At 41.2% G+C, this 24,179-nt stretch carries 26 protein-coding genes and 1 tRNA gene; 1 reads left to right on the top strand and 26 read right to left on the bottom strand.

All coding sequences use genetic code 11. The features are described 5' to 3' along the window. Nucleotides 1-199 (top strand): hypothetical protein (locus AWM68_RS21850; protein WP_231868372.1); only part of this gene is annotated, 199 nt, incomplete at its 5' end. Between the two features lie 183 nt (nucleotides 200-382). Here the strand turns inward: AWM68_RS21850 and lysS are convergent. The 26 genes from lysS to AWM68_RS05365 all read right to left on the bottom strand — a co-directional run bounded on the left by lysS (nucleotide 383) and on the right by AWM68_RS05365 (nucleotide 24,051). Further along, the gene (gene lysS / locus AWM68_RS05490) at nucleotides 383-1,876 is read right to left on the bottom strand and encodes a lysine--tRNA ligase (RefSeq protein ID WP_066238231.1); all 1,494 of its coding nucleotides are present in this window, start codon (nucleotides 1,874-1,876) and stop codon (nucleotides 383-385) included. Between the two features lie 16 nt (nucleotides 1,877-1,892). Next, complete coding sequence (locus AWM68_RS05485; RefSeq protein WP_066238228.1) at nucleotides 1,893-2,306, bottom strand: GreA/GreB family elongation factor; 414 nt, start codon at nucleotides 2,304-2,306, stop codon at nucleotides 1,893-1,895. A gap of 100 nt (nucleotides 2,307-2,406) precedes the next feature. Continuing rightward, entirely contained in the window at nucleotides 2,407-3,399 is a 993-nt protein-coding gene (gene dusB, locus AWM68_RS05480) for a tRNA dihydrouridine synthase DusB (RefSeq protein WP_066238225.1), read from the bottom strand. A gap of 42 nt (nucleotides 3,400-3,441) precedes the next feature. Then, entirely contained in the window at nucleotides 3,442-3,639 is a 198-nt protein-coding gene (locus tag AWM68_RS05475; protein ID WP_066238222.1) for a helix-turn-helix domain-containing protein, read from the bottom strand. After that, nucleotides 3,591-4,124 (bottom strand): 2-amino-4-hydroxy-6-hydroxymethyldihydropteridine diphosphokinase, encoded by a 534-nt coding sequence (gene folK, locus AWM68_RS05470; protein WP_066238219.1) that lies wholly within the window; start codon nucleotides 4,122-4,124, stop codon nucleotides 3,591-3,593. The genes AWM68_RS05475 and folK overlap by 49 nt, the downstream gene beginning before the upstream one ends. Further along, on the bottom strand, nucleotides 4,125-4,487 hold the full coding sequence (gene folB / locus AWM68_RS05465) for a dihydroneopterin aldolase (protein WP_066238216.1): 363 nt from the start codon (nucleotides 4,485-4,487) through the stop codon (nucleotides 4,125-4,127). It abuts the gene before it with no gap. Beyond that, the gene (gene folP, locus AWM68_RS05460; protein ID WP_066238242.1) at nucleotides 4,480-5,325 is read right to left on the bottom strand and encodes a dihydropteroate synthase; all 846 of its coding nucleotides are present in this window, start codon (nucleotides 5,323-5,325) and stop codon (nucleotides 4,480-4,482) included. The genes folB and folP overlap by 8 nt, the downstream gene beginning before the upstream one ends. A gap of 35 nt (nucleotides 5,326-5,360) precedes the next feature. After that, complete coding sequence (gene pabC, locus AWM68_RS05455) at nucleotides 5,361-6,209, bottom strand: aminodeoxychorismate lyase (protein WP_066238214.1); 849 nt, start codon at nucleotides 6,207-6,209, stop codon at nucleotides 5,361-5,363. After that, complete coding sequence (gene pabA, locus AWM68_RS05450; protein WP_066238211.1) at nucleotides 6,194-6,790, bottom strand: aminodeoxychorismate/anthranilate synthase component II; 597 nt, start codon at nucleotides 6,788-6,790, stop codon at nucleotides 6,194-6,196. Before pabA ends, pabC begins: the two co-directional genes overlap by 16 nt. Before the next feature lie 28 nt (nucleotides 6,791-6,818). Then, nucleotides 6,819-8,243: an anthranilate synthase component I family protein gene (locus AWM68_RS05445; protein ID WP_419865573.1), complete on the bottom strand. Its 1,425-nt coding sequence runs from the start codon at nucleotides 8,241-8,243 to the stop codon at nucleotides 6,819-6,821. A gap of 610 nt (nucleotides 8,244-8,853) precedes the next feature. Then, on the bottom strand, nucleotides 8,854-9,780 hold the full coding sequence (gene cysK, locus AWM68_RS05440; RefSeq protein WP_066238208.1) for a cysteine synthase A: 927 nt from the start codon (nucleotides 9,778-9,780) through the stop codon (nucleotides 8,854-8,856). Nucleotides 9,781-9,938: 158 nt separating this feature from the next. After that, entirely contained in the window at nucleotides 9,939-10,823 is an 885-nt protein-coding gene (gene hslO, locus AWM68_RS05435) for an Hsp33 family molecular chaperone HslO (RefSeq protein ID WP_066238204.1), read from the bottom strand. 13 nt (nucleotides 10,824-10,836) lie between these two features. Then, entirely contained in the window at nucleotides 10,837-11,607 is a 771-nt protein-coding gene (locus tag AWM68_RS05430; RefSeq protein ID WP_066238201.1) for a type III pantothenate kinase, read from the bottom strand. Between the two features lie 338 nt (nucleotides 11,608-11,945). Then, nucleotides 11,946-13,850, bottom strand: a complete 1,905-nt coding sequence (gene ftsH / locus AWM68_RS05425) for an ATP-dependent zinc metalloprotease FtsH (RefSeq protein ID WP_066238198.1) — start codon at nucleotides 13,848-13,850, stop codon at nucleotides 11,946-11,948. A 48-nt stretch (nucleotides 13,851-13,898) separates the two neighbouring features. Next, entirely contained in the window at nucleotides 13,899-14,438 is a 540-nt protein-coding gene (hpt, locus tag AWM68_RS05420) for a hypoxanthine phosphoribosyltransferase (protein ID WP_066238195.1), read from the bottom strand. 14 nt (nucleotides 14,439-14,452) lie between these two features. Further along, nucleotides 14,453-15,841: a tRNA lysidine(34) synthetase TilS gene (gene tilS / locus AWM68_RS05415; RefSeq protein ID WP_231868374.1), complete on the bottom strand. Its 1,389-nt coding sequence runs from the start codon at nucleotides 15,839-15,841 to the stop codon at nucleotides 14,453-14,455. Nucleotides 15,842-15,972: 131 nt separating this feature from the next. Continuing rightward, nucleotides 15,973-16,947, bottom strand: coding sequence for a serine/threonine protein kinase (locus AWM68_RS05410; RefSeq protein WP_066238189.1), 975 nt, complete (start codon nucleotides 16,945-16,947; stop codon nucleotides 15,973-15,975). Further along, on the bottom strand, nucleotides 16,910-17,662 hold the full coding sequence (locus AWM68_RS05405; protein WP_066238186.1) for a VWA domain-containing protein: 753 nt from the start codon (nucleotides 17,660-17,662) through the stop codon (nucleotides 16,910-16,912). Before AWM68_RS05405 ends, AWM68_RS05410 begins: the two co-directional genes overlap by 38 nt. A gap of 259 nt (nucleotides 17,663-17,921) precedes the next feature. Next, entirely contained in the window at nucleotides 17,922-20,417 is a 2,496-nt protein-coding gene (spoIIE, locus tag AWM68_RS05400) for a stage II sporulation protein E (RefSeq protein WP_066238183.1), read from the bottom strand. Between the two features lie 650 nt (nucleotides 20,418-21,067). Next, nucleotides 21,068-21,144 (bottom strand) — tRNA-Met (locus AWM68_RS05395). 419 nt (nucleotides 21,145-21,563) lie between these two features. Beyond that, entirely contained in the window at nucleotides 21,564-22,007 is a 444-nt protein-coding gene (locus AWM68_RS05390) for a S1 domain-containing RNA-binding protein (protein ID WP_066238180.1), read from the bottom strand. Between the two features lie 91 nt (nucleotides 22,008-22,098). Next, nucleotides 22,099-22,458, bottom strand: a complete 360-nt coding sequence (locus tag AWM68_RS05385) for an FtsB family cell division protein (RefSeq protein WP_066238177.1) — start codon at nucleotides 22,456-22,458, stop codon at nucleotides 22,099-22,101. A 20-nt stretch (nucleotides 22,459-22,478) separates the two neighbouring features. After that, nucleotides 22,479-23,078 (bottom strand): spore cortex biosynthesis protein YabQ, encoded by a 600-nt coding sequence (yabQ, locus tag AWM68_RS05380; protein WP_066238172.1) that lies wholly within the window; start codon nucleotides 23,076-23,078, stop codon nucleotides 22,479-22,481. Then, a complete protein-coding gene (yabP, locus tag AWM68_RS05375) occupies nucleotides 23,075-23,383 on the bottom strand; it encodes a sporulation protein YabP (RefSeq protein ID WP_066238171.1) in 309 nt (102 codons plus the stop codon). Before yabP ends, yabQ begins: the two co-directional genes overlap by 4 nt. Nucleotides 23,384-23,509: 126 nt before the next feature. After that, on the bottom strand, nucleotides 23,510-23,776 hold the full coding sequence (locus AWM68_RS05370; protein WP_066238169.1) for an RNA-binding S4 domain-containing protein: 267 nt from the start codon (nucleotides 23,774-23,776) through the stop codon (nucleotides 23,510-23,512). Nucleotides 23,777-23,778: 2 nt separating this feature from the next. After that, a complete protein-coding gene (locus AWM68_RS05365; protein WP_066238167.1) occupies nucleotides 23,779-24,051 on the bottom strand; it encodes an HU family DNA-binding protein in 273 nt (90 codons plus the stop codon). Nucleotides 24,052-24,179 lie beyond the last annotated feature (128 nt).

Genomic DNA, 24,179 nt, shown 5'->3' with positions numbered 1-24,179 from the left:
CTTTTTGTTAGCCGCTCGTTTTGGCGACTTTATTAGATTACCATGTCGCAACCCTCGTTGTCAACAGCTTTTTTCAAAAACTTTTAATCGTTTAAGTGAAGCAGTCAACATGTCAGTATTCCTTGCGACGAAGAATAATATACCACCTTTTTCGCTCTTGTACAATAGTTTTAACGAAAAAAAGTTAACTTTTAATTAAGTCATTATACAGCTATTCAGCCTTCCACTAGATAGGCTTATAAATACACTGCTATCATACAAGATATAGTGAAATGATATTTCATTAAATACACCTTCATTATATTTCTCAATTTTTTATATCTTATACTCGGAACGCTTAATAAACAAAAAGCCAGCACAGGGCTGGCTTTTTGACTATAAATTACTTCTCTGAATGGCGCATTTGCGGGAATAAAAGAACATCACGGATAGAAGGTGAATTTGTTAACAGCATAACAAGGCGATCAATTCCGATCCCTAGTCCACCTGTAGGAGGCATTCCATACTCAAGAGCCTCTACAAAGTCTTCATCCATCATGTGTGCTTCGTCGTTACCTTCAGCACGTTCTTTTAACTGCTCTTCAAAACGTTCACGCTGGTCGATCGGGTCATTAAGCTCTGAGAATGCATTTGCATGCTCACGTCCGACAATAAACAACTCAAAACGATCTGTGAAGCGTGGATCTTCCGGATTCTTCTTCGCTAGAGGTGAGATTGCAACTGGGTGACCGTAAATGAATGTAGGTTGAATCAGTTTTTCCTCAACAAAGTGCTCGAAGAACTCATTAACAACATGACCATAAGACATGTTGTCTTTTACAGGTACGTTGTGCTCTTTAGCTAAAGCACGTGCTTCTTCATCAGTCATTTCTGGCCAGAAGTCTACCCCAGCAGCTTCTTTAATCGCATCAACCATGTGTACTCTTTTCCAGCGCGGCTTAAGATCTACTTCATAGTCACCGTACGTTACAGTAGTTGTACCAAGTACATCTTGTGCGATATGAGCGATTAAGTTCTCGGTTAACTCCATGATATCTAGGTAATCTGCATATGCTTCATACAGCTCAATCATCGTAAATTCAGGATTGTGGCGAGTGGATACTCCTTCGTTACGGAATACACGGCCGATTTCATATACCTTTTCAAGTCCGCCTACGATAAGACGCTTTAAGTGAAGCTCGATCGCAATACGCATGTAAAGCTCCATATCAAGCGCATTATGATGTGTAATAAACGGACGCGCAGATGCTCCGCCTGGGATAGAGTGCATTGTAGGTGTTTCAACTTCTAAATAACCATTGTCATCTAAATAGCGGCGCATAGAACGAATGATTTTAGAACGGGAAATAAATGTTTCCTTAACTTCTGGATTCATGATTAAATCCACATAACGCTGACGGTAACGCTGTTCAACGTCTTTTAGTCCGTGGAACTTATCTGGTAGCGGGCGCAAGGACTTTGTGAGAAGCTGAAAATCTTTCGCTTTAATCGAAAGTTCTCCTACTTTTGTTTTAAAAACTAATCCTGTTACACCTACCCAGTCACCGATATCAATCGTATTGAATAGTTCGTATTGTTCTTCACCGACCGCATCTAATCTTACATAAATCTGGATCTTACCCGTAAGGTCTTGAATATGAGCGAATCCTGCTTTCCCTTTTCCGCGCTTTGTCATGATACGGCCAGCAAGGGTTACTGAGATTTCTTCGTTATCAAGTTCTTCTTTTTCTTTTTCTCCATACTCACTTACAAGATCACTTGCTGTATGTGTACGGTTATACTTTGTACCGAATGGGTCTACTCCTTTTTCGGTTAGAGCAGCTAACTTTTCTCTTCGTACGCGCAGCAAATCATTTAATTCTAATTCTTGACTCATGGGAACACTCCTAGCTTTAGCAGTTTTGAATATCAATTATGGTATAAGTTAAGTTCTCGCCTAAGGGAACGACTACAGTAAATGTTGAATAAACGGCTTTCCCAATTGCAGCTTTTGCAATCGGAGACTGAACAGATATGAGATTTTCACGAGGATCTGCTTCAAAAGGATGTACGATCGTATACGTATATCTTTCTTTAAAGACTGTGTCTTCTATTGTAACAACAGAGCCTGGTTCTACAAACCCTCCCGCTTCTCTTACAACCGGACCTGTGACAGATCGAGCTAAAATATCCGTTATTTCCGCCATTCGTGACTGTATGAATTCTCTCTCTGGAGATTTCCTGCATTCCTTTTTGCGTTTTGATAGGTACTGTAATTCTTGTTCTAGATTCCTGGTGCCTTCTTGGGTGAGTTTAAGCATAGCCATATGCTATTCCTCCTCAATCATTATAAAAGAAAAACACCAGAAGCTTGTTTAAGCAAACAACAGCCAGTCATCTGATGATCTGGCTGTATTTTGCTAGCTTTTAGCTTATTTTTTGTATTTCTTCTTCTATTTGCTCCACATAACCAAACAATAGCTTACTCATTCCATCACGAGTAGTCATCTGGTTGATTTCGTTTCGGACAGTACCTGTTTTCGGCAAACCTTTTAGGTACCAAGCTGCGTGTTTCCTCATCTCTCTTGTAGCAACATCTTCACCTTTTAGTTCGATTAAACGGTCCATATGAAGCATGCAGATGTTCATCTTTTCGCGAGCAGTTGGTTCAGGAGCAATTTCTCCGTTTTCAAGATATTGAATGGTACGATACAGCATCCAAGGGTTTCCTAGAGCCGCTCTCCCGATCATTACACCATCGACACCGTATTTCTCTAGACGCTCTTTCGCTTCTTGAGGTGTGGAAATATCACCGTTACCGATTACCGGAATCGATACGTTCTTCTTCACTTCACCGATGATGTCCCAGTCTGCTGTTCCTTCGTACATTTGAACACGTGTACGCCCGTGTACAGCAACCGCTGCACCACCCGCACGTTCAACGGCTTGAGCATTTTTCACAGCAAAAATGTGGTCTTCATCCCAGCCGATCCGCATTTTTACCGTCACCGGTTTTTGAACAGCATCAACAGTCGCTGCTACCATTTCATAGATCTTATCTGGGTCTAGCAGCCATTTGGCTCCTGCATCACATTTTGTGATCTTCGGAACAGGGCATCCCATGTTTATATCAATAATGTCTGCGTTTGTATGTTTATCAACGTATTTAGCAGCAGCAACTAAAGATTCTCGTTCTCCACCGAAGATCTGGAGACTGAGCGGTTTTTCACGTTCATCGACATAAAGCATCTTTAGAGACCGTTCATTCTCATGCAAAATCCCTTTGTCACTTACCATCTCTGCACATACGAGCCCGGCTCCGAACTCTTTTGCGATCAATCGGAACGCAGGATTGCATACACCAGCCATCGGTGCTAGAACCACTTGGTTTTTAAGCGTAATATCACCTATTTTCAACATCCATATCACCTCGTTTCGCTATTGAATTGGCAATCTATCTTCTTACTGTAATTCTTCAACGTTAATGCTGAACTGATTCGCTATTTTATGAAGCAAATCCACTTTGGGCTTTCGGCTGCCCCTTTCCACTTCACCTAAAACGGATACTGAGATCCCTATGTCTTTAGCGAGCTGTTCTTGGGTATAGCCTTTTAATTTTCTGAACGCACGGATGCGTCTTCCAAGTCTGTCTTCTTCCATATGCGTACACCTTCTTTTTCTCTTTGTTCGCAAAGGACTTGATGTATCGAAATTGTTTTGTCCGGATAAACATCATCAGGAGCAATTTCACTTAGAGGTATGAGAACAAATGCCCTTTCAAGCATACGTGGATGCGGGATCGTTAATACTTCCGTCTGTATACTTACACTATTATACAATAAAATGTCAAGGTCTATTGTTCGCGGCCCCCACTTTTGAACTCGTTTACGGTCCAGTTTCATCTCCACCTCTTGCAGTTTACTCAAAAGCTCCTGTGGAGAAAGGTCCGTTTTGAGTTTTAGTGCTAAATTTAGAAACAGTGGCTGATCTGTAACACCAACAGGGTCCGTTTCGTAGATCGATGAAAGGCGTTCAATCGATATCTCAGAATCCTCTTCTAAAAATGCGATTGCTTTTAGCAGCAATTGTTCTCGATCCCCCATGTTAGAACCAACTGACAAATAAGCGATATTGTTGTTCACCATCTAAGCGCGCCCTCTCGTGATTTCGACGGCTACCGATTCATAGTGCCCCGGAATAGGCGGGTCTGGCTTAATAACTTTTATTGTTGTCTCATCTATCTGTGTGAATTTAGCAAGCAACGCTGCAGAGATCGTTTCAGCCAATGTCTCTAAAAGCTTTACCGGCTCACCTTCTACGATTTCTTTAACAGCTCCGTATACCTCGCCGTAGTTAACCGTAGCATCCAGTTCATCAGAAAGTCCCGCTTTTGATAGGTCCATAGACAAAACGACGTCCACGTTAAAACGCTGTCCAAGTTTTTGCTCTTCTGCAAATACTCCGTGATAACCGTAGAACTTCATCCCGTTCACATACATCTTATCCATGAGATAACGCTCCTTTACCGAGCATGATATCCATCATTTTAGCCATTCTGTTTATTTCCTTCACGTCATGAACACGTACAATAGAACAGCCTCTTTCTATTCCAAGGCAAACCGTCGCACCTGTACCTTCCACTCGCTCTTCTACCGGAAGATCGAGCGCCTTACCGATCATTGATTTTCGTGAAGTTCCTAATAAAACAGGATAGCCTAACTCTGCGATTTCATTCAGCCTTCTTATCGTTTCAAGGTTTTGTTTAAACGTTTTAACAAAACCAACACCCGGATCTAAGATGATATTCTCAGGATTGACCCCCGCCTTAACGGCAATTGCAATGCTATGCTCTAAGTCTGCGATTACATCCGACATGAATTCTTGATAGTTCGTATCAAAACGGTTATGCATCAAAATTACCGGGACATTCGTTTCAGCCATTACTTTTGGCATATCCGGGTCAAACTTCGCTCCCCAGACGTCATTGATGATATGAGCACCAGCTTTTACGGCCTGATAGGCAGTCTCTGCTTTATATGTGTCGATGGATAAAGGCACATCTACTTCATTTTTTAATGCTTCAATTACTGGAATGACACGATCAAGCTCTTGATTGAGTGGTACCTTCTCAGCTCCAGGTCTTGTGGATTCACCGCCAATATCAATAATATCAGCGCCATCCCTTACCATCTGTTTCGCATGGGTAATGGCTTGTTCGATCCTGTTGTGATGACCGCCATCTGAAAACGAATCCGGTGTGACATTCAGAATTCCCATCACATATGTCTTTTTTGAAAAATCCAGTACGTATTCGCCACAATTAAGCCTAGTCTGTTTTACTAACATTTCATGCATGGAGAATCTATCCTTTCAAAAATACATCAAATACTTCGGTGTTGTTTATTTGTATGTTCCTTATAAAGTACTTTGTAAAGATTGTAAATTTCACCTTCAGTTGCCGGAAACTTTTTATCTTGAAACTTGTTTACGGGTACGAGTTCTTGAATCGAGTTCGTCAGGAAAATTTCATCCGCTTCAACTAACTTCTCTAATTTATAATTCCCCGTTTCAACAGGAATGTTCAGAATTTGTGATGCATTCATTACCCATTTTCGTGTGATGCCTTCTAAAATGCCTGTAGAAGTGCCCGGAGTAAACAGCTTGTTATCACTGTACCAAAAGATGTTTGAAACCGTTCCTTCGCTGATGTATCCGTCTTGTGTTAAAAAGACACCCTCTTGATTAACAGCTGATAGCTCTCTCTTGCCAAGAATGCTGTTTAAATAATGATGTGATTTTAACCTCTTTTCACCCTCTGGTGTATTGCGCACCGTTTTTAACGGAATCAGTTCTTTTTCTAAAAGGGTACTGCTCTCTATAAGAGGTTTTGTATATAGGATGACGGCAGGGACTTCGTAAGGAAGAGTCTGCAGTCCGATATCTCCCACACCTGCTGAAACATTCAACCTGAAATAAGCATCATCCAACTCATTTTTGCGCAGCAAAGTATTTACCATTTCAATCACTATTTCTGAATCAAGCTCCAAATGAATATTCAACTCTTTTAGCGCTTCATGCAGCCGAGTCAAATGTTCATCAATCAAAAAAGGGAAGCCGTCATACGTTCTGAACGTTTCGAACGCACCCACGCCGTACATGAACCCGTGATCGTACGGCGAGATGACTGCTTCTTCTTTAGGCACTACTTTTCCGTTTAAATAGATGTACATGATACATTTTTGCCTTTATACGTATTGATAAAGTTTCGTAACAGCTTCTTGCCGTCTTCCGTTAAAATGGATTCTGGATGATATTGTACGCCTTCTATCGGAAGCTCTTTATGACGGATGCCCATAATTTCTCCTTCTTCCGTCCAAGAAGAAATCTCAAAGCAATCAGGCAGTGTCTCTCTTTTTACGATTAGGGAGTGATAGCGTGTCGCAGGAAATTCTTGTGCTAATCCTTCATAAACCGTTTTGCCGTCATGAAGAACTGGGGAAACTTTCCCGTGCATCAACCGCTCAGCACGTACCACGTCTCCTCCAAAAACTTGCGCGATTGACTGGTGACCTAAACAAACACCAAAAATCGGGATTTTTCCGGCAAAGTATGAAATTGCCTCTAAACTGATTCCCGCTTCATTTGGTGAACATGGACCAGGTGAGATCATTAAAAATTCCGGATTCAGCTGCTCAATTTCTGCTATCGTTATCTCATCGTTTCGTTTTACGACAAGCTCCTCACCCATCTCTCCTAAATACTGAACGAGGTTGTACGTAAAAGAATCGTAGTTATCAATCATTAAAATCATCTCGTCTCTTCTCCTCTCATGTGCTGTGTTAGACCAAAATTGACCCGAGCTCACTCTGCTCTTTGGCACGCCACAGCGCCTCTGCTTTTTTTAAACTCTCTTTGTATTCACTTTCAGGTATGGAGTCAATTACAATACCGGCACCCGCTTGAACGTGTGCAGTTTCATTTTGACATACCATCGTACGAATTGCGATATTCATTTCGGTATCGCCGTTAAAACCGATCCACCCTATGCTTCCTGTGTAAACGCCTCTTCGTACAGGTTCTAACTCCTCAATGATCTCCATCGTTCTTACCTTTGGCGCGCCAGTGATTGTACCACCAGGGAATGTCGCTTTTATACAATCAAACGCATCACATTCTGGCCGCAATTTTCCTACCACGTTAGAGACGATGTGCATGACGTGCGAATACCTTTCAATCACCATGAACTCGTCCACATTTACGCTGCCATAGACAGAGACCTTACCAAGATCATTTCGCTCGAGATCGACAAGCATCACATGTTCAGCCCGTTCTTTCTCATTTTCAATAAGCGTGTTTGCAAGCTCCAGATCTTCTTCTTCTGTTCTACCGCGCGGACGTGTGCCAGCAATCGGTCTGGTGCTTATTCGGTCACCTTTTTTCTTTACTAAGAGTTCAGGCGAAGCGCTAACGAGCTGAAAATCAGGAGTCTGCAGATAGCCCATATATGGCGAAGGATTGATTCTTCTTAATTCTTCGTATACGTGAAAAGGAGGTGTTCTTAATGCTTTTGACTGGCGAACGGATAAGTTTACTTGGAACACGTCTCCTTCAGAGATATAATGTTGAATCTTTTTAACCGCTTCTACAAAAACATCTTCAGTCATTGATACATGTTTAAAGTCTTCTATTGGATAACCCTGATCTTGATGTGACTCTTGATCGGATAGAGGCGCTTCCCACATTTCTTTAAACGCACGAAGCTTGTCCATAAGATAAGGGTCGTTCTTCTCTTCTCCTGTAACAAGGATCCACAGGGTGCTTGTTTCATGTTCGTAAACAAAAACATCTTTAAATAATAAGAAATATAAATCCGGCAAGCCGAGATCGTCCTCTGACGTAACTGGCAGCTTTTCAAATTCGCGAGTAAGGTCATAGCTTAAATATCCGATTGCCCCGCCTGTAAAATCCGGCAAGCCTTCTACTGGTTCTACTTCAAAATCTTTAAACCAGTTTTGGAACTGCTCATACACCGGACCAGTTAAAACCGTTGAACCTTCATCTGTTTTAATGGTTAGTTCATTGTGTTTACCTGTGACTTCAGCGAAAGGAGAAAGGCCGATAATGCTATACTTTCCTGTTCTTCCGCTCTCCAACATAACGTGGCGAGGTTCTGTCGCTGCTAAGAATTTATATTTATAAAACCACTCTTCTTTAGAAAGGTGTATACATGAATGCATGACATGCCATTTATTATTCATCCCCATATGGTCACTCTCCCAAAAATCTTCTGCTTACATTGTACATGAGGTGTTTCACTTTGGCACACCTTTCTCCCAATTTCCTGCATTTACATGGCTCCAATTGGTAAAAACTTTGTTGCTTATGGAAGTGGGTTGATTTCCAATACAGGTTGCTTTGCTTTCCGAGGGGTGTGCGGTGATTCTCGCACCTGTCGTTTCTATTAACTGATTAATGTTGCCTGATTACAGGAAATTACTGCAGCACCCTGTTTTACGGTACGTGTTCTTTTATTTATTACACTTTCGCTCAATCGAATGGGGTTTTCGCTCAGTCAGGGGTCGGTTTCGCTCACAACACAGCTGTTTTCGCTCAATAGCGTAAAATTGTTCTTTTTAACTAAGAATGACAGGTTAATTGACTAGTGAATTCGCATATCTATTTGCGGTGTGGCAATAGTTATTGGCGATTTGCGAAAATATGTGCTAATTAGGGTCATTAAGGTAAAAAAAGTTGTGTTTTTTATTAAAATCCTTACAAAGCAAGTAAAAACGCAACGAATTTTCGTTGCGTTTTTCGATTTAGCTTGTATATTCTTGTTTTCTCCCGCAAAAGAGGGAGCTCTCTTTAAAAAGATTAATCTTCGAATTGGTACAATGGTGTACTTAAGTAACGCTCGCCGTTACTTGGGATAATCGCTAATACCTTTTTACCTTTTCCTAGCTTCTTAGCAACTTTTAGAGCAGCTGAGATGGCTGCACCTGATGAGATTCCGCCTAGCAGACCTTCTTCACGGGCAGCTTTTCTCGCCCATTCAAAGGCTTCCTCATTTGAGATGGTTAACACTTCGTCATAAATGTCTGTTTTTAAAATATCTGGAACAAAACCTGCGCCGATACCTTGGATTTTATGTGGTCCTGGCTTACCTCCAGATAATACAGGAGAATCTGTTGGTTCTACAGCAAAGATTTTAATGTCTGGATATTTCTCTTTTAGAACCTGGCCTGCACCTGTGATCGTACCACCTGTTCCGATACCAGAAACAAATGCGTCTAGTCCATCCGGAAATTGAGATACGATTTCTTGTCCTGTTGTATCTCTATGAATAGCAGGGTTCGCTTCATTTTTAAACTGCTGTGGCATGAAATAACCTTTTTCTTTCGCTAACTCTTCTGCTTTTCTAATCGCTCCGCCCATCCCTTCAGGACCAGGAGTTAATACCAAATCTGCTCCATACGCTCTAAGCAGGTTTCTTCTTTCTAAACTCATTGTTTCAGGCATAACAAGGACTGTTTTATACCCTTTTGCGGCAGCAACCATCGCCAAACCAATCCCTGTATTTCCGCTTGTTGGTTCTACAATCGTATCTTCTGCCTTTAATTTTCCGCTTTTCTCCGCATCCTCAATCATTGCTAATGCGATACGGTCTTTCACACTGCTTCCTGGATTCATGAACTCTAACTTTAGATAAACATCTGCCATATCTTCTGTTGTAATACGATTTAATTTCACAACAGGTGTCTGACCAATCAATTCTGTTACGGATTGTGCCACTCTTGCCATCTGCCATCACTCCTAAAACCGAGTATTTTTATTGGATTAATTGTAGCAACTCTGGAAATACTCTGTCAATTTAATTGCACAGCAAAATTTATCTACTACAAGCGTACGCAGAATTCTTCTTTTCATGTATAAAACAAAACCCGGAAAAAATTCCGGGTTTACGCTCTTGCTTGATCAAGCAATGTTTGAAGTTCTTCTTTTGTGAAGATATATGTTGCATTACAGAACTGACAATTTGTTTCAGCTTGTCCGTCTTCTTCTATAATATCCGTGATTTCTTGTTCGCCAAGACTGACGATCGCCTGTCCAAAACGCTCATGTGAACACGTACATTGAAAGCGTACTGGGGACTTCTCTAAGATTTGAACTTGATCTTCTCCTAAAAGCTCAAATAAGATCTCCTCTGGTGTCATTCCTTTTTCGATCAATCGTGAGATCGGCGGAATTGCGTTGATTCTTTCTTCTAAAAGGTCAACGATTGCATCTGAAGCATTCGGCATGACTTGAACAATAAAACCACCAGAGGCTTTGATCGAATTATCAGGGTTGACCAAAACACCTACACCTACTGCAGATGGCACCTGTTCAGAAGAAGCAAAGTAATACGTGAAGTCCTCACCTAACTCACCCGAAACCATTGGCACTTGGCCAGTAAACTTCTCACGCATCCCGATATCTTTAAGAACAGATAAAAATCCATCTTTACCGACAGCTCGTGCAACATCCAGTTTTCCTTTGCTGTTCAGTTCAAAATGCGTATGCGGATTTGTAACATAGCCTCTCGTTTCACCTTTTGTATTGCTATCAACGATGATAACTCCAATCGGTCCGCCGCCTTCAATCTTCACTGTTATGCTATTGTTTTCACCTTTTAGCATCATACCCATCATGGTGGATGCCGTCATCGCTCGCCCTAGAGCAGCTGATGCTGTTGGCCATGTATCATGTCTTCTTTGTGCTTCACTTACCATCTCAGTAGAAGAGATCGCATAAGCGCGAATCTGCCCATCATAAGCAAGAGCTTTTATTAAATAATCATTCATTTAAACTCATCCTTTAACCGTTCTTATTTTTATCGTATATAAGCAAAAGACCTTTCAACGTCAAAAATGGATCTACGTGATCAATCACGTTGCTTTCCGCTGCAATTAAATTCGCAAGCCCGCCCGTTGCAATAACTTTTGGCTCGATCGAAGATTGTTCCTTCATTCTTTTTACAATACCCTCTACTTGGCCTACATATCCATAAAGAATACCTGCTTGCATAGCATTAACTGTATTCTTTCCGATTACGCCTTCAGGTTTTGCAATTTCGATACGAGGCAGTTTAGCCGCCTTTGTATAGAGCGCTTCAGTAGAGATATTTATTCCAGGTGCGATCGCTCCACCCATGTACTGTTTATGTTCGTTGATATAGCAGTACGTCGTAGCTGTTCCAAAATCAACAATGATGAGCGGTGCATCATATTCATGAATTGCAGCAACCGCGTTAACAATTCGGTCTGCCCCAACTTCTCTTGGGTTTTCATACTTAATATTTAGCCCTGTTTTTATACCAGGTCCTACAACTAATGGGCGCTGGTTGAAATATTTAACACACATGCGCTCTAAAGCGAACATGATAGGAGGTACGACAGAAGAAATTATGATTCCTTCAATCTGCTCTTTATGGATATTAACGTGACGAAACAAATCGAGTATGAGCATTCCGTACTCGTCTTCTGTTTTTTCACGTGATGTATGAATTCTCCAATGATGTTTTAATTCATCATTCTCATAGAGTCCTAAAACAATATTCGTATTTCCGACATCAAACACAAAAATCATGGAATTTGTCCCCGCTTCTTATCTTAAGTTTCTATAATAGTTATAACATAAAACGTATAGGAGTAAAGTAACCTGGCTTATTAGTATTCCCCGATGTTCTTGAGAGAGGTTGATATACGTTTCAGATACTCGCTTTCCGGGGGGCGTGCGGTGAGCCTCCTCGGCGCTTTGCGCTATAGAAGTCTCACCTGTCCCGCTAATCCCCCAGGAGTCTCGCATCTTTCACTCCTATCAACTTGTCAATGAAGATAAAGAACAAATTGATCATACGAATATTAGAAAAGAGCCAGTTACAAAGAAAAAGGACACCTCAAGATTTGAGGCATCCTTTTTAAAAATTAATCTTGCTTTGGTTCTTCATCCTTTTTGTTAAGTGTTACTTTAACATCATCAGATGGATTTGAAATCGTTTTTCTGTCAGGAAGCTTGCCTGTTTTAACAAGTTCTTTGATTTGCTCTTCATCAAGCGTTTCTACAGTAAGCAATGTTTGAGCGATGATCTCTAACTTAGAATTGTGTTCAGTAAGGATCTGACGGCAACGCTCGTATGATTCTTTGATGATGCGCTGAACTTCTAAGTCGATCTCATGTGCGATTGCATCACTATAATTTTGCTCATTATTGAAGTCTCTTCCTAAGAAGACTTGACCGCCTTGAGAGGTACCGAACTGCATCGGTCCTAGTCGTTCACTCATACCAAACTCAGTAACCATGCGGCGAGCAATCCCAGTTGCACGCTGGAAGTCATTATGAGCACCAGTACTTACTTCTTTGAACGTGATCTCTTCAGCAACACGGCCTCCAAGCAATCCAACGATTTTATCTTCTAATTCAGGTTTTGTCATGAAGTAACGGTCTTCTTTAGGTAGCATTACTGTGTAGCCACCTGCTTGGCCACGAGGGACAACGGTAACCTTATGAACAGTGTCTGCTCCTTCAAGTACTAGACCAATTACAGTGTGACCTGCTTCATGGTAAGCAACGATGTTCTTTTCTTTTTCCGAAATAACACGGCTCTTTTTCGCAGGTCCCGCAATTACGCGGTCAATCGCTTCATCAACGTCATCCATATCGATCTTTTTCTTATTAGAACGGGCAGCTACTAACGCCGCTTCGTTTAATAAGTTTTCAAGATCTGCACCAGAGAAGCCTGGCGTACGCATCGCGATTGTTTTTAAGTTAACGTCTTCAGCAAGCGGCTTGTTGCGTGCATGCACTTGCAGTACCTCTTCACGTCCTTTAACATCTGGGCGGTTAACCGGAATCTGACGGTCAAAACGTCCTGGACGAAGAAGGGCAGGGTCTAGAATATCGGCACGGTTAGTTGCAGCGATGATGATAATACCTTCGTTTGCACCGAAACCGTCCATTTCAACTAGCAATTGGTTAAGTGTTTGTTCACGCTCGTCATGGCCTCCGCCAAGACCAGCTCCACGCTGACGACCAACTGCGTCAATTTCATCGATAAAAATGATACAAGGCGCATTTTTCTTTGCGTTTTCAAACAAGTCACGAACACGTGATGCACCGACCCCAACGAACATCTCAACGAAATCAGAACCTGAGATCGAGAAGAATGGAACGCCAGCTTCTCCCGCTACTGCACGTGCAAGAAGTGTTTTACCAGTACCCGGAGGTCCTACTAGAAGAACACCCTTTGGAATACGAGCACCTAAAGCAGAGAATTTACGCGGGTCTTTTAAGAACTCTACAACTTCAACTAGCTCTTGTTTCTCTTCATCTGCACCAGCTACGTCTTTAAACGTAACTTTTTTCTTTTCTTCATTATACAGTTTCGCTTTGCTTTTCCCAAAGTTCATAACACGGCTTCCGCCACCTTGGGCCTGGTTTAATAAGAAGAAGAATAAGATAAAGATAATGACAAACGGAATAATTGAGGTGAAGAATGTCACCCAGCCACTTGTCTGTTCCTGCTGCTTAAATTCTACATTTGCAGAATCAGCAAGCTTTTCAACTTCAGCAAGTGTGTTACCTGTCAATGGAGCGTTTGTCTGGAATACTTCTCCTTCTTTAGCTCCCTGTAGCTGGCCGCGGACAACATATACGCCGCCCTCAGGCTGGTAAACGATGCTTTCCACTTTGCCTGATTCAATGTACTTTGTCAGCTGGTCATAACGAATTTCTTTGACTTCATTGTTGTTGCCATTGAAAAAGCTGACAACTCCAACTACAACTAAAAAGATTAATAAATAAAATATTGTATTACGGAAGATGCGATTCATTCCTTACCTCCTTAGGCGAACAATCAAATCTTATGCGGTTTTTTATTCTTACTTTTCGTAGATCTCTGGCTTTAACACGCCAATGTAAGGCAAGTTGCGGTACTTCTCGATGTAGTCTAATCCGTAACCAACAACAAAAGCATCAGGAACGATAAAGCCCGCAAGATCTGGCGCGATATCAACCTTACGTCCTGTTGGCTTATCCAGCAAAGTTACAATCTTAACCGATTTCGCTTTGCGAGCCTTAAATAGTTGAACGAGATAGCTAAGCGTTAATCCACTGTCAATAATATCTTCTACAATGATAACGTCTCGACCTTCTAAGGAAGTATCTAAATCTTTAACAATTTTCACTTGACCGGAAGAAACGGTAGAAGCTCCATAGCTGGACACTGCCATTAAATCGATCTCGAGATGGATATCCATTCGTTTAATCAAGTCTGCCATAAAAGGTAGAGCACCTTTTAAAACCCCAATTACTAACGGAAAACTTTCCTTATATTCCTCTGAAAGCTCTTTTCCAAGTTCTTTAATCTTGTTTTGAATAGCTTCTTCGGATATAAGGGTTTCTAAAATTTCATCATGCATGTTCAACAAGCCTCCTAGACGTCATGGCGATTTTTTTGAAAGCGTAAAATAACCCATTGTTCAGATTGATTTAAAGAGTAGTGTCGAGTGTGTTTCAGTCCGGGAAGCCAAACGATCTCGCCTTTCGCATCAACTACAATCGGCCAAACTTTCCGTTCTTCTTGCGGCACTTTAGCATCAATAAATATATCTTTTAATTTCCGAGAACCAACACCGGCAATCGCCATCCGGTCACCTGGCTTTCGGCTGCGAACACGCAACGGGAGACTTACATCTTTCCTTGAAAACACAAAAACATCTTTTCCTCTTAGTAAAGCGGGCTTACGATCTGTTATTTCAGCAGTAACCATTCCATTTGGCAATTCCACAATTCCAGGCAGCTCTAGTGAATAATCAAATGACCATTCCTCATGATTGACGTCCTGCTCAAAACTTAATAAACATCTGTCATAAGTTCGGCTGACAACTAAACCTGACGGAAAATGCAAAGATCCAGATGGATGCTCACTTCCGAGCAAACTAAGAAAGTTTTCCTTATGTACAGAGGAAAGAGATGAAGGATTAATTTTATACAGATAGTTCAATATTAGTGTAATCCCTCTTTTTTGTAAAGGAATAGGCATCTTGTTAAAAGCAGATACAGATAACTCTATTTTCCCCTCTGTTTGACTGATTAAAACCTTTTCTAACTCTATTGCAGCCAGTTTCAATATATACGCTTCATCTTCTGAAATGGTTTCACTTAAATGCTGAAATCTTTCATGAACGCTAGGGTTTTCCTTTTTTAAAAAGGGAAGAACATTTTTTCTGAATCTGTTTCGTACATATTTTTCACTATCATTGCTTGAGTCGTGAACAGGAAATAGGTTTTCTACTTTACAATAATGCTCGATTTGTTCCTTTGTTATTCCTAAAAAAGGACGAATTATTTCTCCATTTGCAAATGGCCGCTTTATTGGTATTCCTGCTAAGCTAAAGCCCTCACTGCCTCTTGTCATTCTCATGAGCATCGTTTCTACTTGGTCATCACCGTGGTGCGCCAATGCAAGTGCATCTGCGTGATGTCTGTTCATCACTTCTTCAAAAAAAGTATATCTGCATGTTCTTGCGGCTGTTTGAAGCGATAAGCCATGTTCTTTTTGATAATTTGCAACATCGGCCTTGCAGCCTTCAAATGTAATATTTCTTTTTTCGCAAAAGCTTCTTACAAAAGCAAGCTCTCTTGCAGATTCTTCTCCTCTCAGCTGGTGGTCGAAGGATGCTGCAATTACATTGATTTTATAAAAAGAGGACCTTTTCCACAAATAATGCAATAAAGCTAACGAATCAGGTCCACCTGATACACCTATAACTACTTTTTTGACCGATGAAAGAAGCCGGTGTTTTCGAATAAAGTTCTCCACTTCCTGCAAAGCGAACCGCTCCTTCACTTTTGATATCTCTTTAAAAGGCTGTTTTCGTTTTTATCCTGCATGTTCTTAGGAAAACAGCCTTTTTAAAAATCATAACAAAGAAATGCGGGAACTAACACCATTTACATCGTCTGACCGAGCATGTAGAACAGGTACACGACAAATACAAAGGTAAATACTAAGAAAGTTTCTGTAATAAAGCTGCTTTTCTTTTTCTTTTGAGCTTGCCTCGACGCAGGCTGCTGAGAAGCTTGCTGGCTCTGCTTTTTAGGTGATCTGGCTTTATCCCTGGCATTTAACAGTAGAACGAGTTCGTTTCTCATCTCTTCTGCATACCGGTATTTTCCGTTCCATGCTTTTTCTAATATAGAAGCGTATGGCTTAAGCATTGGACTTCCTGTTATTTTTGCTTGCATCTGTTTATTAGGATCGCCATTTTTCGAAAATCGTGAAGGGTAAGCCAGGTTCACCATAACCATCCCTGCTGAGAAGAGATCGTAAGAGGGTTCCGCTTTTCGTGACCCTTTCCCCCAATATCCCCTGTCATAGAATTCGGTATATTCCTTGATCGATCTGTCCATCACAGTAGTTCCACCCACGTCTATCCATCGGATGCGATAGGGAGGCCCCGTCACGAGTAGATTATCAGGTTTTAAATCTCCAAACGCCCAGCCAGCCTGATGCAAGGTATGCAGATCTGTCAGGAGCTGCACAAGCAAAATTCCCGCCCACTCTGAAGATTTAGTTTTCATAAAATCAAACAGCGTTTCACCTTTTAAATATTCCATCGCATAAAAAGGATACGTGCTATTACGTGCCACCCAGTCATCCACGTCGATTAAAGAAGGTCCAAGGACTTTCCCCTGGACCTTAGAAAAACGCTTCAGCACATTCACTTCAGATGTGATCGACATCTGATCATGTCCGATTTTAAGTGCGACAACTCCACGATCAGAATCAGCCAAATAGACCGCACCTGTTGCGCCATACCCTAGTCGGCGGCGGATTCGATACTTAGAATGGTTCCACTTTCCGCGGATTTCCTCACCAACAACTAAGTTACATACCAGACTCGTTCGTATATCCTGGGGCATCATCGGACAAGAATCTCCTTTTTGAAGAACGTTTGCGGCCGAAAGCGGCAATTCCTTCTTTTATAGCAGGTCCCGTTGGTGTGATTCCACCGAGTGTAATCTTTGAAAAGATCTTACCAATCGAGTCTAGTTTGGATGACCAGCTTAGTAATTCTTCTGCTTCTGATCTTTTCCCTGGGAAGACATAGATCGAAAACTCATTATCACCGATTCTGGAATTTAAAGAGATAGATAGATCAAGAAGGGATTCTTGAACCGTAAGCATCTTGTCTTCCATCGAGCCCGAAGCGTCAATTAAAACCAAGATTTCGAGATTCATTGTTTCTCCCATCTCATCTACAACTTCAATAACTTCTCCTCTTTTATCAGGAGGAAGATCTTCCATCGTCGACTGACTTCCTAGTATCTGCTGCAATTCCGCGTTAACGACTCCTTTAATTGTTTGGGCCATTGCTTTTTGCGTGACCATCTTAACCGTTTGTGCGAGCTGCTTCGTGTATACCACCTGACTGATTCCACCGCCAGCCATTGCAATTTCCTCAACTTCTCTTAAACCTTGTCTATGATACTCAGGAGCATTCTCGTTCAGTACACCGATAACGTTAACAGCAATTCCTTGTTCGTGAGCAAGTGCAGCCATCGCTACTGGATCTTCACCTTGATTCGAACACCCATCTGTAATAAGCAATATTTGACGCAACGTTCCTTTGTTCCGCATTACTCTAACCCCTCTCGCGTACAATTTTTAACTATTACCATCATCGTCAAGAAAGTTAGGGTTTATACGCAAAAAAGAGATCGGCTAATCCCCGTTTGGGAGTGCTCAACTTAAAATACTGTCGAGTCTCAGCTATTTACTGTCCACTTTTGAAAAAATACTGTCCACTTCATATTTTCTGCATCAAACATATAAACGAGCACACAAAAAAGACCCCTCTTTTTACAGTTGAAAAAGAGAGGTCTCCTATTATCTGAAACTATTGAGCTTTTTTTCGGCTAATGTTTACTTTCGGATATTGAGGTACTGTTGCCCATTTTGGAATGTTCTTTTCAATCTTTGTCACTGCAACCGTCATGTCGTCCTCAATTCCGTTATTTCCAGTACGGATGACTTCTTCCATAATCAGATCTGCTATTTCCTGAGGATCATCGGTATCGATCTCTCTGATCTTGCGCTTCAGCCATGCATCAATGTTCTCGATATGACGAGGGGCTTCATAGATGCCGTCACTCATCATGATTAAGATATCCCCTGCTTTTAACTGCTCATCAACAACGTCCACATCAAAATCCTGTATGATCCCCATCGGCAAGTTGCTCGCTTCAACCGTCTTGACCTGATCACCGCGTTTAATAAAACTCGGCGTGGATCCAATTTTTAAAAACTTAGCTGATGCATCTTGCAGGTCGATCATCGCAAGGTCCAGCGTTGAGAAAATTTCATCTGTCGTGCGCAATGATAGAACCGAGTTGACTGACTTGATGGCTACTTCCTCTTCAATTCCGGATTGAAGGATCTTTTGAAGCAGCTGAAGCGTCTCGTTGCTTTCGATGAAAGCCCGTTCTCCGTTACCCATACCATCTGCGATCGCAACGGCAAATTTGCCAGCACCGATCTCGATCGTCGAATGACTATCTCCAGAAAGCCACGCTCCCCCTTTTGCAGCTGATGCAATTCCGGTCTCAACCACATATTCTCTAGCCGAATGAAACGATAGATGACAATAGCCTGTTGCATAGTTTGCACATTCTTCATGAGTAACAAGGATCGTTTCTTCTAAAATATCAGAAAGGATAGGCGCAATCAGTTTTTCAGCGATTCCTGACCCGCCGCAATATGGAATCGTCATTTCAATATCAACATTTGACGTTTCTAAGCTGTAAATATCGACATGGCCGACATCAATACCTGCTTGAGAAAGAGAATCTTTAATCTGCTCCTCTTGTATTTGATGGTTCTCTTGTTCACGCTGAATCTCTTTTGCAAAGTCACCCATCACTTGTGAAACACCCATCAGCTGATCAGCCACTAATCGGCGGCTTTCTTGCACTTGAATCTTTAATTTTTGGGAAGCTCGATATTGAGTCAGTTCTTGTTTCATTAAGTCTGTGATCTTTTCAGGCTTGATGCAGTGCCTTTCCCAGTCACGTTTTAATTTTCTGTCCTTGATATCACTGTAATCCTCTTGCTCTACCATTAATCTTGTCATAAGATCATACGTTGTTGTAAAATTTTGAGCCCAGCACTGTTCCTTTTTAAAACACGTCTGGCACGTCTTTTCTGTAATATTGCTTAAGAAAAGGTCCACTTCACGTGAGCTTTCCTCTTCATTTAGCGAAGAACCCACCGATTGAAACGAGTGTGACAACGCTTGAAAAAGACTCGAAAAACGTTCTACACGGCTTGCCGTTACATCCCGGATCTTTTTCAAATATTGCTGCTGCTGCATGGAATGCTCTCTTGTTCCAGGCACATACTTCGAGATGTTGCTTATTGCAGTCTTTGGTGTTAATAAAAAGAGCAGAACAGCAAAGCCAGATTCCATCAGTGTTGAAGTGATCTCAGCACGCCCCTCGCCATAAAGACCAATTAGGACAGTACCGATGATCAGTCCTAAGCTCACACCAAACCGCTTGCCTTCTTTTAAGAGCCCCCCAAGCAAACCTGAGAATGCTAATAGACTCATCTGAGACAAACTCGCCACTTGCGCAAGACTAAGGATAAGTCCTGTTACGACACCTACAGTCGAGCCGATCGCAGCGCCTCCTACAAACGCAAACAACAATACTAAATAGCGGGAAACAACATGTTCTACCGAGACATCATTGATCTGCCAGCCGATCGTTCCTGTCATTACGGATGCGAGGAGAATCATCAAGCATACGATTTCTTCATTTTTCAGGGATTGAGGAATCTTTTTATTCGTTAATAGCGGGATGCTTTGAAGAAAGATTAACGTAAGAACTAAACTGAGTCCTCCTTCAACAAGCGCGAGCATCGTATCAACTCGCTCTAATCCACCCTCACCAAACATCGAAAATAGTGTTCGTGTGATTAAAGAAGAACCAAAAACTAAAAGAGGCAAACTTTGTATCCGGTTCTTAATAAAAAGATCTGCCCCTTTTTGGAGACTAGCATAAACGAGCAGGGCACTTATAAAGAATAAGGCATTCATCGGCTGAAGTGATAACGCTCCTGCCAATACAGCAAAGACCGCTATGCCTGTCCGCTCTTTTCGTAAAACAAAGACACTGGCCACAAAGGGTAAAGCGAACGGAGATAACTCAGCCAAAATCATAGCTCGTCCTAACAAAAAGCCTATTCCAAACAACAGCATTCTCCAATTAAAAATGCTCTGGTTCAAAAGCTGAATCCATCTCTTACTCGTTTTATAAACCGCTTGCTGGCCTTTTTCTACCCACACCATTCCCCTGATTGGTTCGAGCACTTCTTGTTCAACCTTCTGCCACATCCCATACACCACCCGTTTCCAATTTGTGTAACCATTATAAACAGGTTTAGAACAAAGATTTTGTCAAAAGAGCAATGTTGGTTCGAAAAACTTCTCGACGCACTTCACCACTATTTCACGAAAGTAAAGCAAAAGCGGACAACATTCTTACAAAAAGGGAAAAGGAATTTTCATTTTTAAAAGTTTTAGGGAGAATTATGAAGAAAAATAAAATGGATTGAACCTTTTTAAATATAGGAAATGAAAGACTACTGTTTAGGTTGTTACGGTACGCGATCTTTTATCTGTTACACGTTCGCGTAGTCACCCTTCATTTACGCGTGTTTGAATGAGGTTTACGCGCAGTCGAGCTTCTTTCCGCGCACAAACGACCGATTTAAGCGCACATCTCGGCGAATCTCACGCACACAGAGATAAATAGGAGGTTTTCTGTAGCAAAAGGGGCTGTTTTTCATGACAGTTTGAGTGTGATAGCTATTACTATCAAAATCTTAATAGTTAACACCAAATTTTGAAGGTTTTGCAATATTTTTAAATGCGGCGAAATCACTCTTATTAGATTTGTTGAACAATCCGTTTCCTAAACAATAAAAAAGAGCACCCTATGCGGATGCTCTTGAACGTTTGTATGTATATGTCAAAATTAAAAATGGTAGCGGCGGAGGGAGTCGAACCCACGACCTCACGGGTATGAACCGTACGCTCTAGCCAGCTGAGCTACACCGCCATTTGTAAAAGACACAAGTAGTATATTACATCCATCCTGGCATCCTGTCAACGGTTCTTTAGAAATTTGTCGAAAAAGTTTTTTGTAATGTTTCCTTTTTCGTTCAAGAGGTGGTTGATCTCCGCTCCAGGCGCTCGCTTTCCGCGGGGCAGGTGGTGAGCCACATTCGTACGTTACACGTATAAGTGTCTCACCTGCCCTCCTGTCCTAGCCCAGAGTCTCGCGCCTTCCGCTCCAATCAACTTGTCGATGATGAAAAAGAACAAAAAAACTTTAAAACCATCATTCATTTAGTAAAGCGTATTTAGGAAAGAGCGAATAAAAAACAAACCCTGTAAACAACCTCAAAAAAAACAAAAAGCACCCTACTGATAGGGTGCTTGCCATATATAGATGAATGAGCATTAAAAATGCAACAATTATCCTCTTCGGCCGCCGCGGCCACCTCTTTTTGATTCAGTACTACGCTTTAAAGTAGTGAGTCGATCTTCACTATCTTTAAGGAATTTATTCATCTTATCCTCAAAAGATAATGCTGTAGAATGGTTGTTTCCACCTCGGTTTGGACCTTTGCGCGATTTGTTGAAACCGCCTCTTGAAGGGGCTGGTCTACTAGAAGCAGCAGGATTTTCTTTTGCTTTCTTTATAGACAAACCAATCTTTCCGTCCTTTTCGACGCTCATAACCTTAACTTCTACTTGATCACCAACTTTAAGAAATTCGTTGATGTCCTTCACGTAATTATCCGCAACTTCGCTAATATGCACGAGTCCTGTTGTACCCCCTGGCAGCTCAACAAACGCTCCAAAATGAGTAATCCCAGTAACTTTCCCTTGCAACTTGCTGCCTACTTCAATTGACATGCAAAAAATGCTCCTCCTTAAAAAATCTCAAAAGATATCAATACTTATTATACAATCGAAAAAATCTGCGTGTCAATCTACGCTTATTGCTTTATTCTGGAAGTTTAAAGATTGTTTCACCAGGCTTTGACATAAAAAAGTCTCGTCTAGCGATTTCTCCAATGTATTCTTCGTCTTTTAGTTTATTCACTTCATCTTTAAGTTGTGCCTTTTCTTCCAAAAGAGCTTTGTATTCGTCACTTAACTCTTGTTGTTGCATCTGTTTTTCATTTAAAAGGGAAAGCTGTTCTGCAATTCCCGTTATAATTAAAAAAGCAAAAAAGGAAAATACGATAAAGGCCCCCGTTAAGCGGCGGTACAATCCACGCTTACGTTTAGCGATCACCTTCTCATGACGTTCTTTATTCTGGATGTATTGTGAGTGAATCTCTGTAATTTTTTTTTGGCGCATTCGTTCGCTGTTCCCCTCCTTTACTTCTTTTTTCCCTTCCAATTGCTGACTTTATTCTTCGCTGAAATCAAAAACCCTGCTAATTTTAAATATTTCTCCTTTAAATTATACCATTTTTGCTTTGGAATGAAACGCCAGATGAGTCGTCCCACCCACTTAAAAGGAGAAAAAAGAATCATGAAAATCACCATTGCAATCTTCCGCAAGATGTTAAATGCATATAATAGAATAGCGGATATGAGCATAATTAACCATTTTATCGGCATTACGATTAAAGAGTTAAGCAGGCGATAAAAAAAACGAAAAAGGGATACAACAGCTGTAACCATCCACTCAAGTATCTTCTTATAGATTCGTTCAAAAAGTGCTCGGTACGCCGCATAACCACAAATGAGAGCAATAAAAATATAGAAACGGATCTCAGCATGATTCACATGCAGAAGGACATAGAAGACGAGCAAAGCCTGTACCAGCCAAAACAGCAGATCATTTAAAAAGTGAAGCCAATGCCACTTTCTCTTTTCATGGATAAACCGGCCGTACGTATCGACTGCCATTCCGATCCAGATTCCCATGATCACCATAGAAAGCATGGTTTGAAACTGAACAGTTAAGGTCATTTGAACAGTTTGCCGAAAAAGCCTTTATTCTTTTCGCCTGTCTGCTGGTCAAGGTACACAAGATCGAACACTTTGCCTTCAATATTTACGACACCTGATTCAACATCAAGATTCTTCATCTTCAAGTTTGTCCCGCGTATCGCTAAAAAGCCCATCGTTGTCTCAAGCAAAAACTCTTCATTATCAAAGCTTTCTACTTGTTTAACGCCCGTAATCTCTAAACTCTTTCTGCCTACCATTCTCACATCATGGTTTGGTGTGCTCACTTTTTGATTATATCCATTTAAATCGTATCGTTGATCCATACAATCCCCTCCTCTATTCCATACAAATGTATGAAGCAAAGCGGGCGAATAGAACAAGCTGTCTACCGAAATGAAAGGAGCTTTTGTCTCAAAAAAGGAAAAAGAACCTGAAAAATTCAGGTTCTTCTACTCAGTCGTTTCGATGCGGTTTTCTTCGAGAACGGTGTACATGTTGTCTGCGTCCTCTTTTTTGGTCGTATCTTTAAGCTCGTTGATTTTCACCTTTACGAGCTTTTGGCCAAAACGAATCGTAAGCTCGTCCCCAACTTTTACATCAGAAGACGCTTTAGCCTGCAATCCGTTAATCGAGATACGGCCTTGATCTGAAATCTCCTTCGCCACGGTTCTCCGTTTGATCAGACGGGAGACTTTCAGAAACTTATCTAAGCGCATGCTTACTTAACAGCTTCTTTCAGCTTGTTTCCTGCTTTAAACGCTGGAACTGTAGCAGCTGGGATTTGAATTTCTTTCCCTGTTTGAGGGTTGCGGCCAGTACGGCTAGAACGCTCGCGAGTTTCAAAAGTTCCAAATCCAACAAACTGTACTTTGTCTCCGTCTTTTAGAGCAGAAGTAATTTCATCGATTACGCCATTAACGACTGTTTCTACGTCTTTCTTTGTAAGTCCTGACTTTTCTGAAATATTTGTTACCAATTCATTTTTGTTCATTTTTAATTACCTCCTTGTTTATCTATCACATAATTCGGTAGAAAACCCTTATAATTAAGGGTTTCTTACTATTTCTCGAGAAAATATTCTCTATTTTTCACTATAATCCTTCTTTGTTGAAAAAAAAA

Origin of the sequence: Fictibacillus phosphorivorans, from assembly GCF_001619875.1 — a bacterium.
Lineage (GTDB): Bacteria > Bacillota > Bacilli > Bacillales > Fictibacillaceae > Fictibacillus > Fictibacillus phosphorivorans_B.
This window is presented reverse-complemented; position numbering and strand designations above follow the sequence as displayed.

What these genes read in the sequence shown, in the direction of transcription:
- ftsH (WP_066238198.1), bottom strand. Translation starts at nt 13,850, where the DNA reads ATGAATCGCATCTTCCGTAATACAATATTTTATTTATTAATCTTTTTA.
- AWM68_RS05485 (WP_066238228.1), bottom strand. Translation starts at nt 2,306, where the DNA reads ATGGCTATGCTTAAACTCACCCAAGAAGGCACCAGGAATCTAGAACAA.
- folB (WP_066238216.1), bottom strand. Translation starts at nt 4,487, where the DNA reads ATGGATAAGATGTATGTGAACGGGATGAAGTTCTACGGTTATCACGGA.
- yabQ (WP_066238172.1), bottom strand. Translation starts at nt 23,078, where the DNA reads ATGACCTTAACTGTTCAGTTTCAAACCATGCTTTCTATGGTGATCATG.
- pabC (WP_066238214.1), bottom strand. Translation starts at nt 6,209, where the DNA reads ATGTACATCTATTTAAACGGAAAAGTAGTGCCTAAAGAAGAAGCAGTC.
- yabP (WP_066238171.1), bottom strand. Translation starts at nt 23,383, where the DNA reads ATGGATCAACGATACGATTTAAATGGATATAATCAAAAAGTGAGCACA.
- AWM68_RS05390 (WP_066238180.1), bottom strand. Translation starts at nt 22,007, where the DNA reads ATGTCAATTGAAGTAGGCAGCAAGTTGCAAGGGAAAGTTACTGGGATT.
- AWM68_RS05475 (WP_066238222.1), bottom strand. Translation starts at nt 3,639, where the DNA reads ATGGAAGAAGACAGACTTGGAAGACGCATCCGTGCGTTCAGAAAATTA.
- AWM68_RS05405 (WP_066238186.1), bottom strand. Translation starts at nt 17,662, where the DNA reads ATGCGGAACAAAGGAACGTTGCGTCAAATATTGCTTATTACAGATGGG.
- AWM68_RS05445 (WP_419865573.1), bottom strand. Translation starts at nt 8,243, where the DNA reads ATGGGGATGAATAATAAATGGCATGTCATGCATTCATGTATACACCTT.
- dusB (WP_066238225.1), bottom strand. Translation starts at nt 3,399, where the DNA reads ATGTTGAAAATAGGTGATATTACGCTTAAAAACCAAGTGGTTCTAGCA.
- pabA (WP_066238211.1), bottom strand. Translation starts at nt 6,790, where the DNA reads ATGATTTTAATGATTGATAACTACGATTCTTTTACGTACAACCTCGTT.
- folP (WP_066238242.1), bottom strand. Translation starts at nt 5,325, where the DNA reads ATGTTAGTAAAACAGACTAGGCTTAATTGTGGCGAATACGTACTGGAT.
- AWM68_RS05385 (WP_066238177.1), bottom strand. Translation starts at nt 22,458, where the DNA reads ATGCGCCAAAAAAAAATTACAGAGATTCACTCACAATACATCCAGAAT.
- spoIIE (WP_066238183.1), bottom strand. Translation starts at nt 20,417, where the DNA reads ATGTGGCAGAAGGTTGAACAAGAAGTGCTCGAACCAATCAGGGGAATG.
- AWM68_RS05410 (WP_066238189.1), bottom strand. Translation starts at nt 16,947, where the DNA reads ATGATGCCCCAGGATATACGAACGAGTCTGGTATGTAACTTAGTTGTT.
- AWM68_RS05365 (WP_066238167.1), bottom strand. Translation starts at nt 24,051, where the DNA reads ATGAACAAAAATGAATTGGTAACAAATATTTCAGAAAAGTCAGGACTT.
- lysS (WP_066238231.1), bottom strand. Translation starts at nt 1,876, where the DNA reads ATGAGTCAAGAATTAGAATTAAATGATTTGCTGCGCGTACGAAGAGAA.
- cysK (WP_066238208.1), bottom strand. Translation starts at nt 9,780, where the DNA reads ATGGCAAGAGTGGCACAATCCGTAACAGAATTGATTGGTCAGACACCT.
- AWM68_RS05430 (WP_066238201.1), bottom strand. Translation starts at nt 11,607, where the DNA reads ATGATTTTTGTGTTTGATGTCGGAAATACGAATATTGTTTTAGGACTC.
- folK (WP_066238219.1), bottom strand. Translation starts at nt 4,124, where the DNA reads ATGGTGAACAACAATATCGCTTATTTGTCAGTTGGTTCTAACATGGGG.
- hslO (WP_066238204.1), bottom strand. Translation starts at nt 10,823, where the DNA reads ATGAATGATTATTTAATAAAAGCTCTTGCTTATGATGGGCAGATTCGC.
- hpt (WP_066238195.1), bottom strand. Translation starts at nt 14,438, where the DNA reads ATGCATGATGAAATTTTAGAAACCCTTATATCCGAAGAAGCTATTCAA.
- AWM68_RS05370 (WP_066238169.1), bottom strand. Translation starts at nt 23,776, where the DNA reads ATGCGCTTAGATAAGTTTCTGAAAGTCTCCCGTCTGATCAAACGGAGA.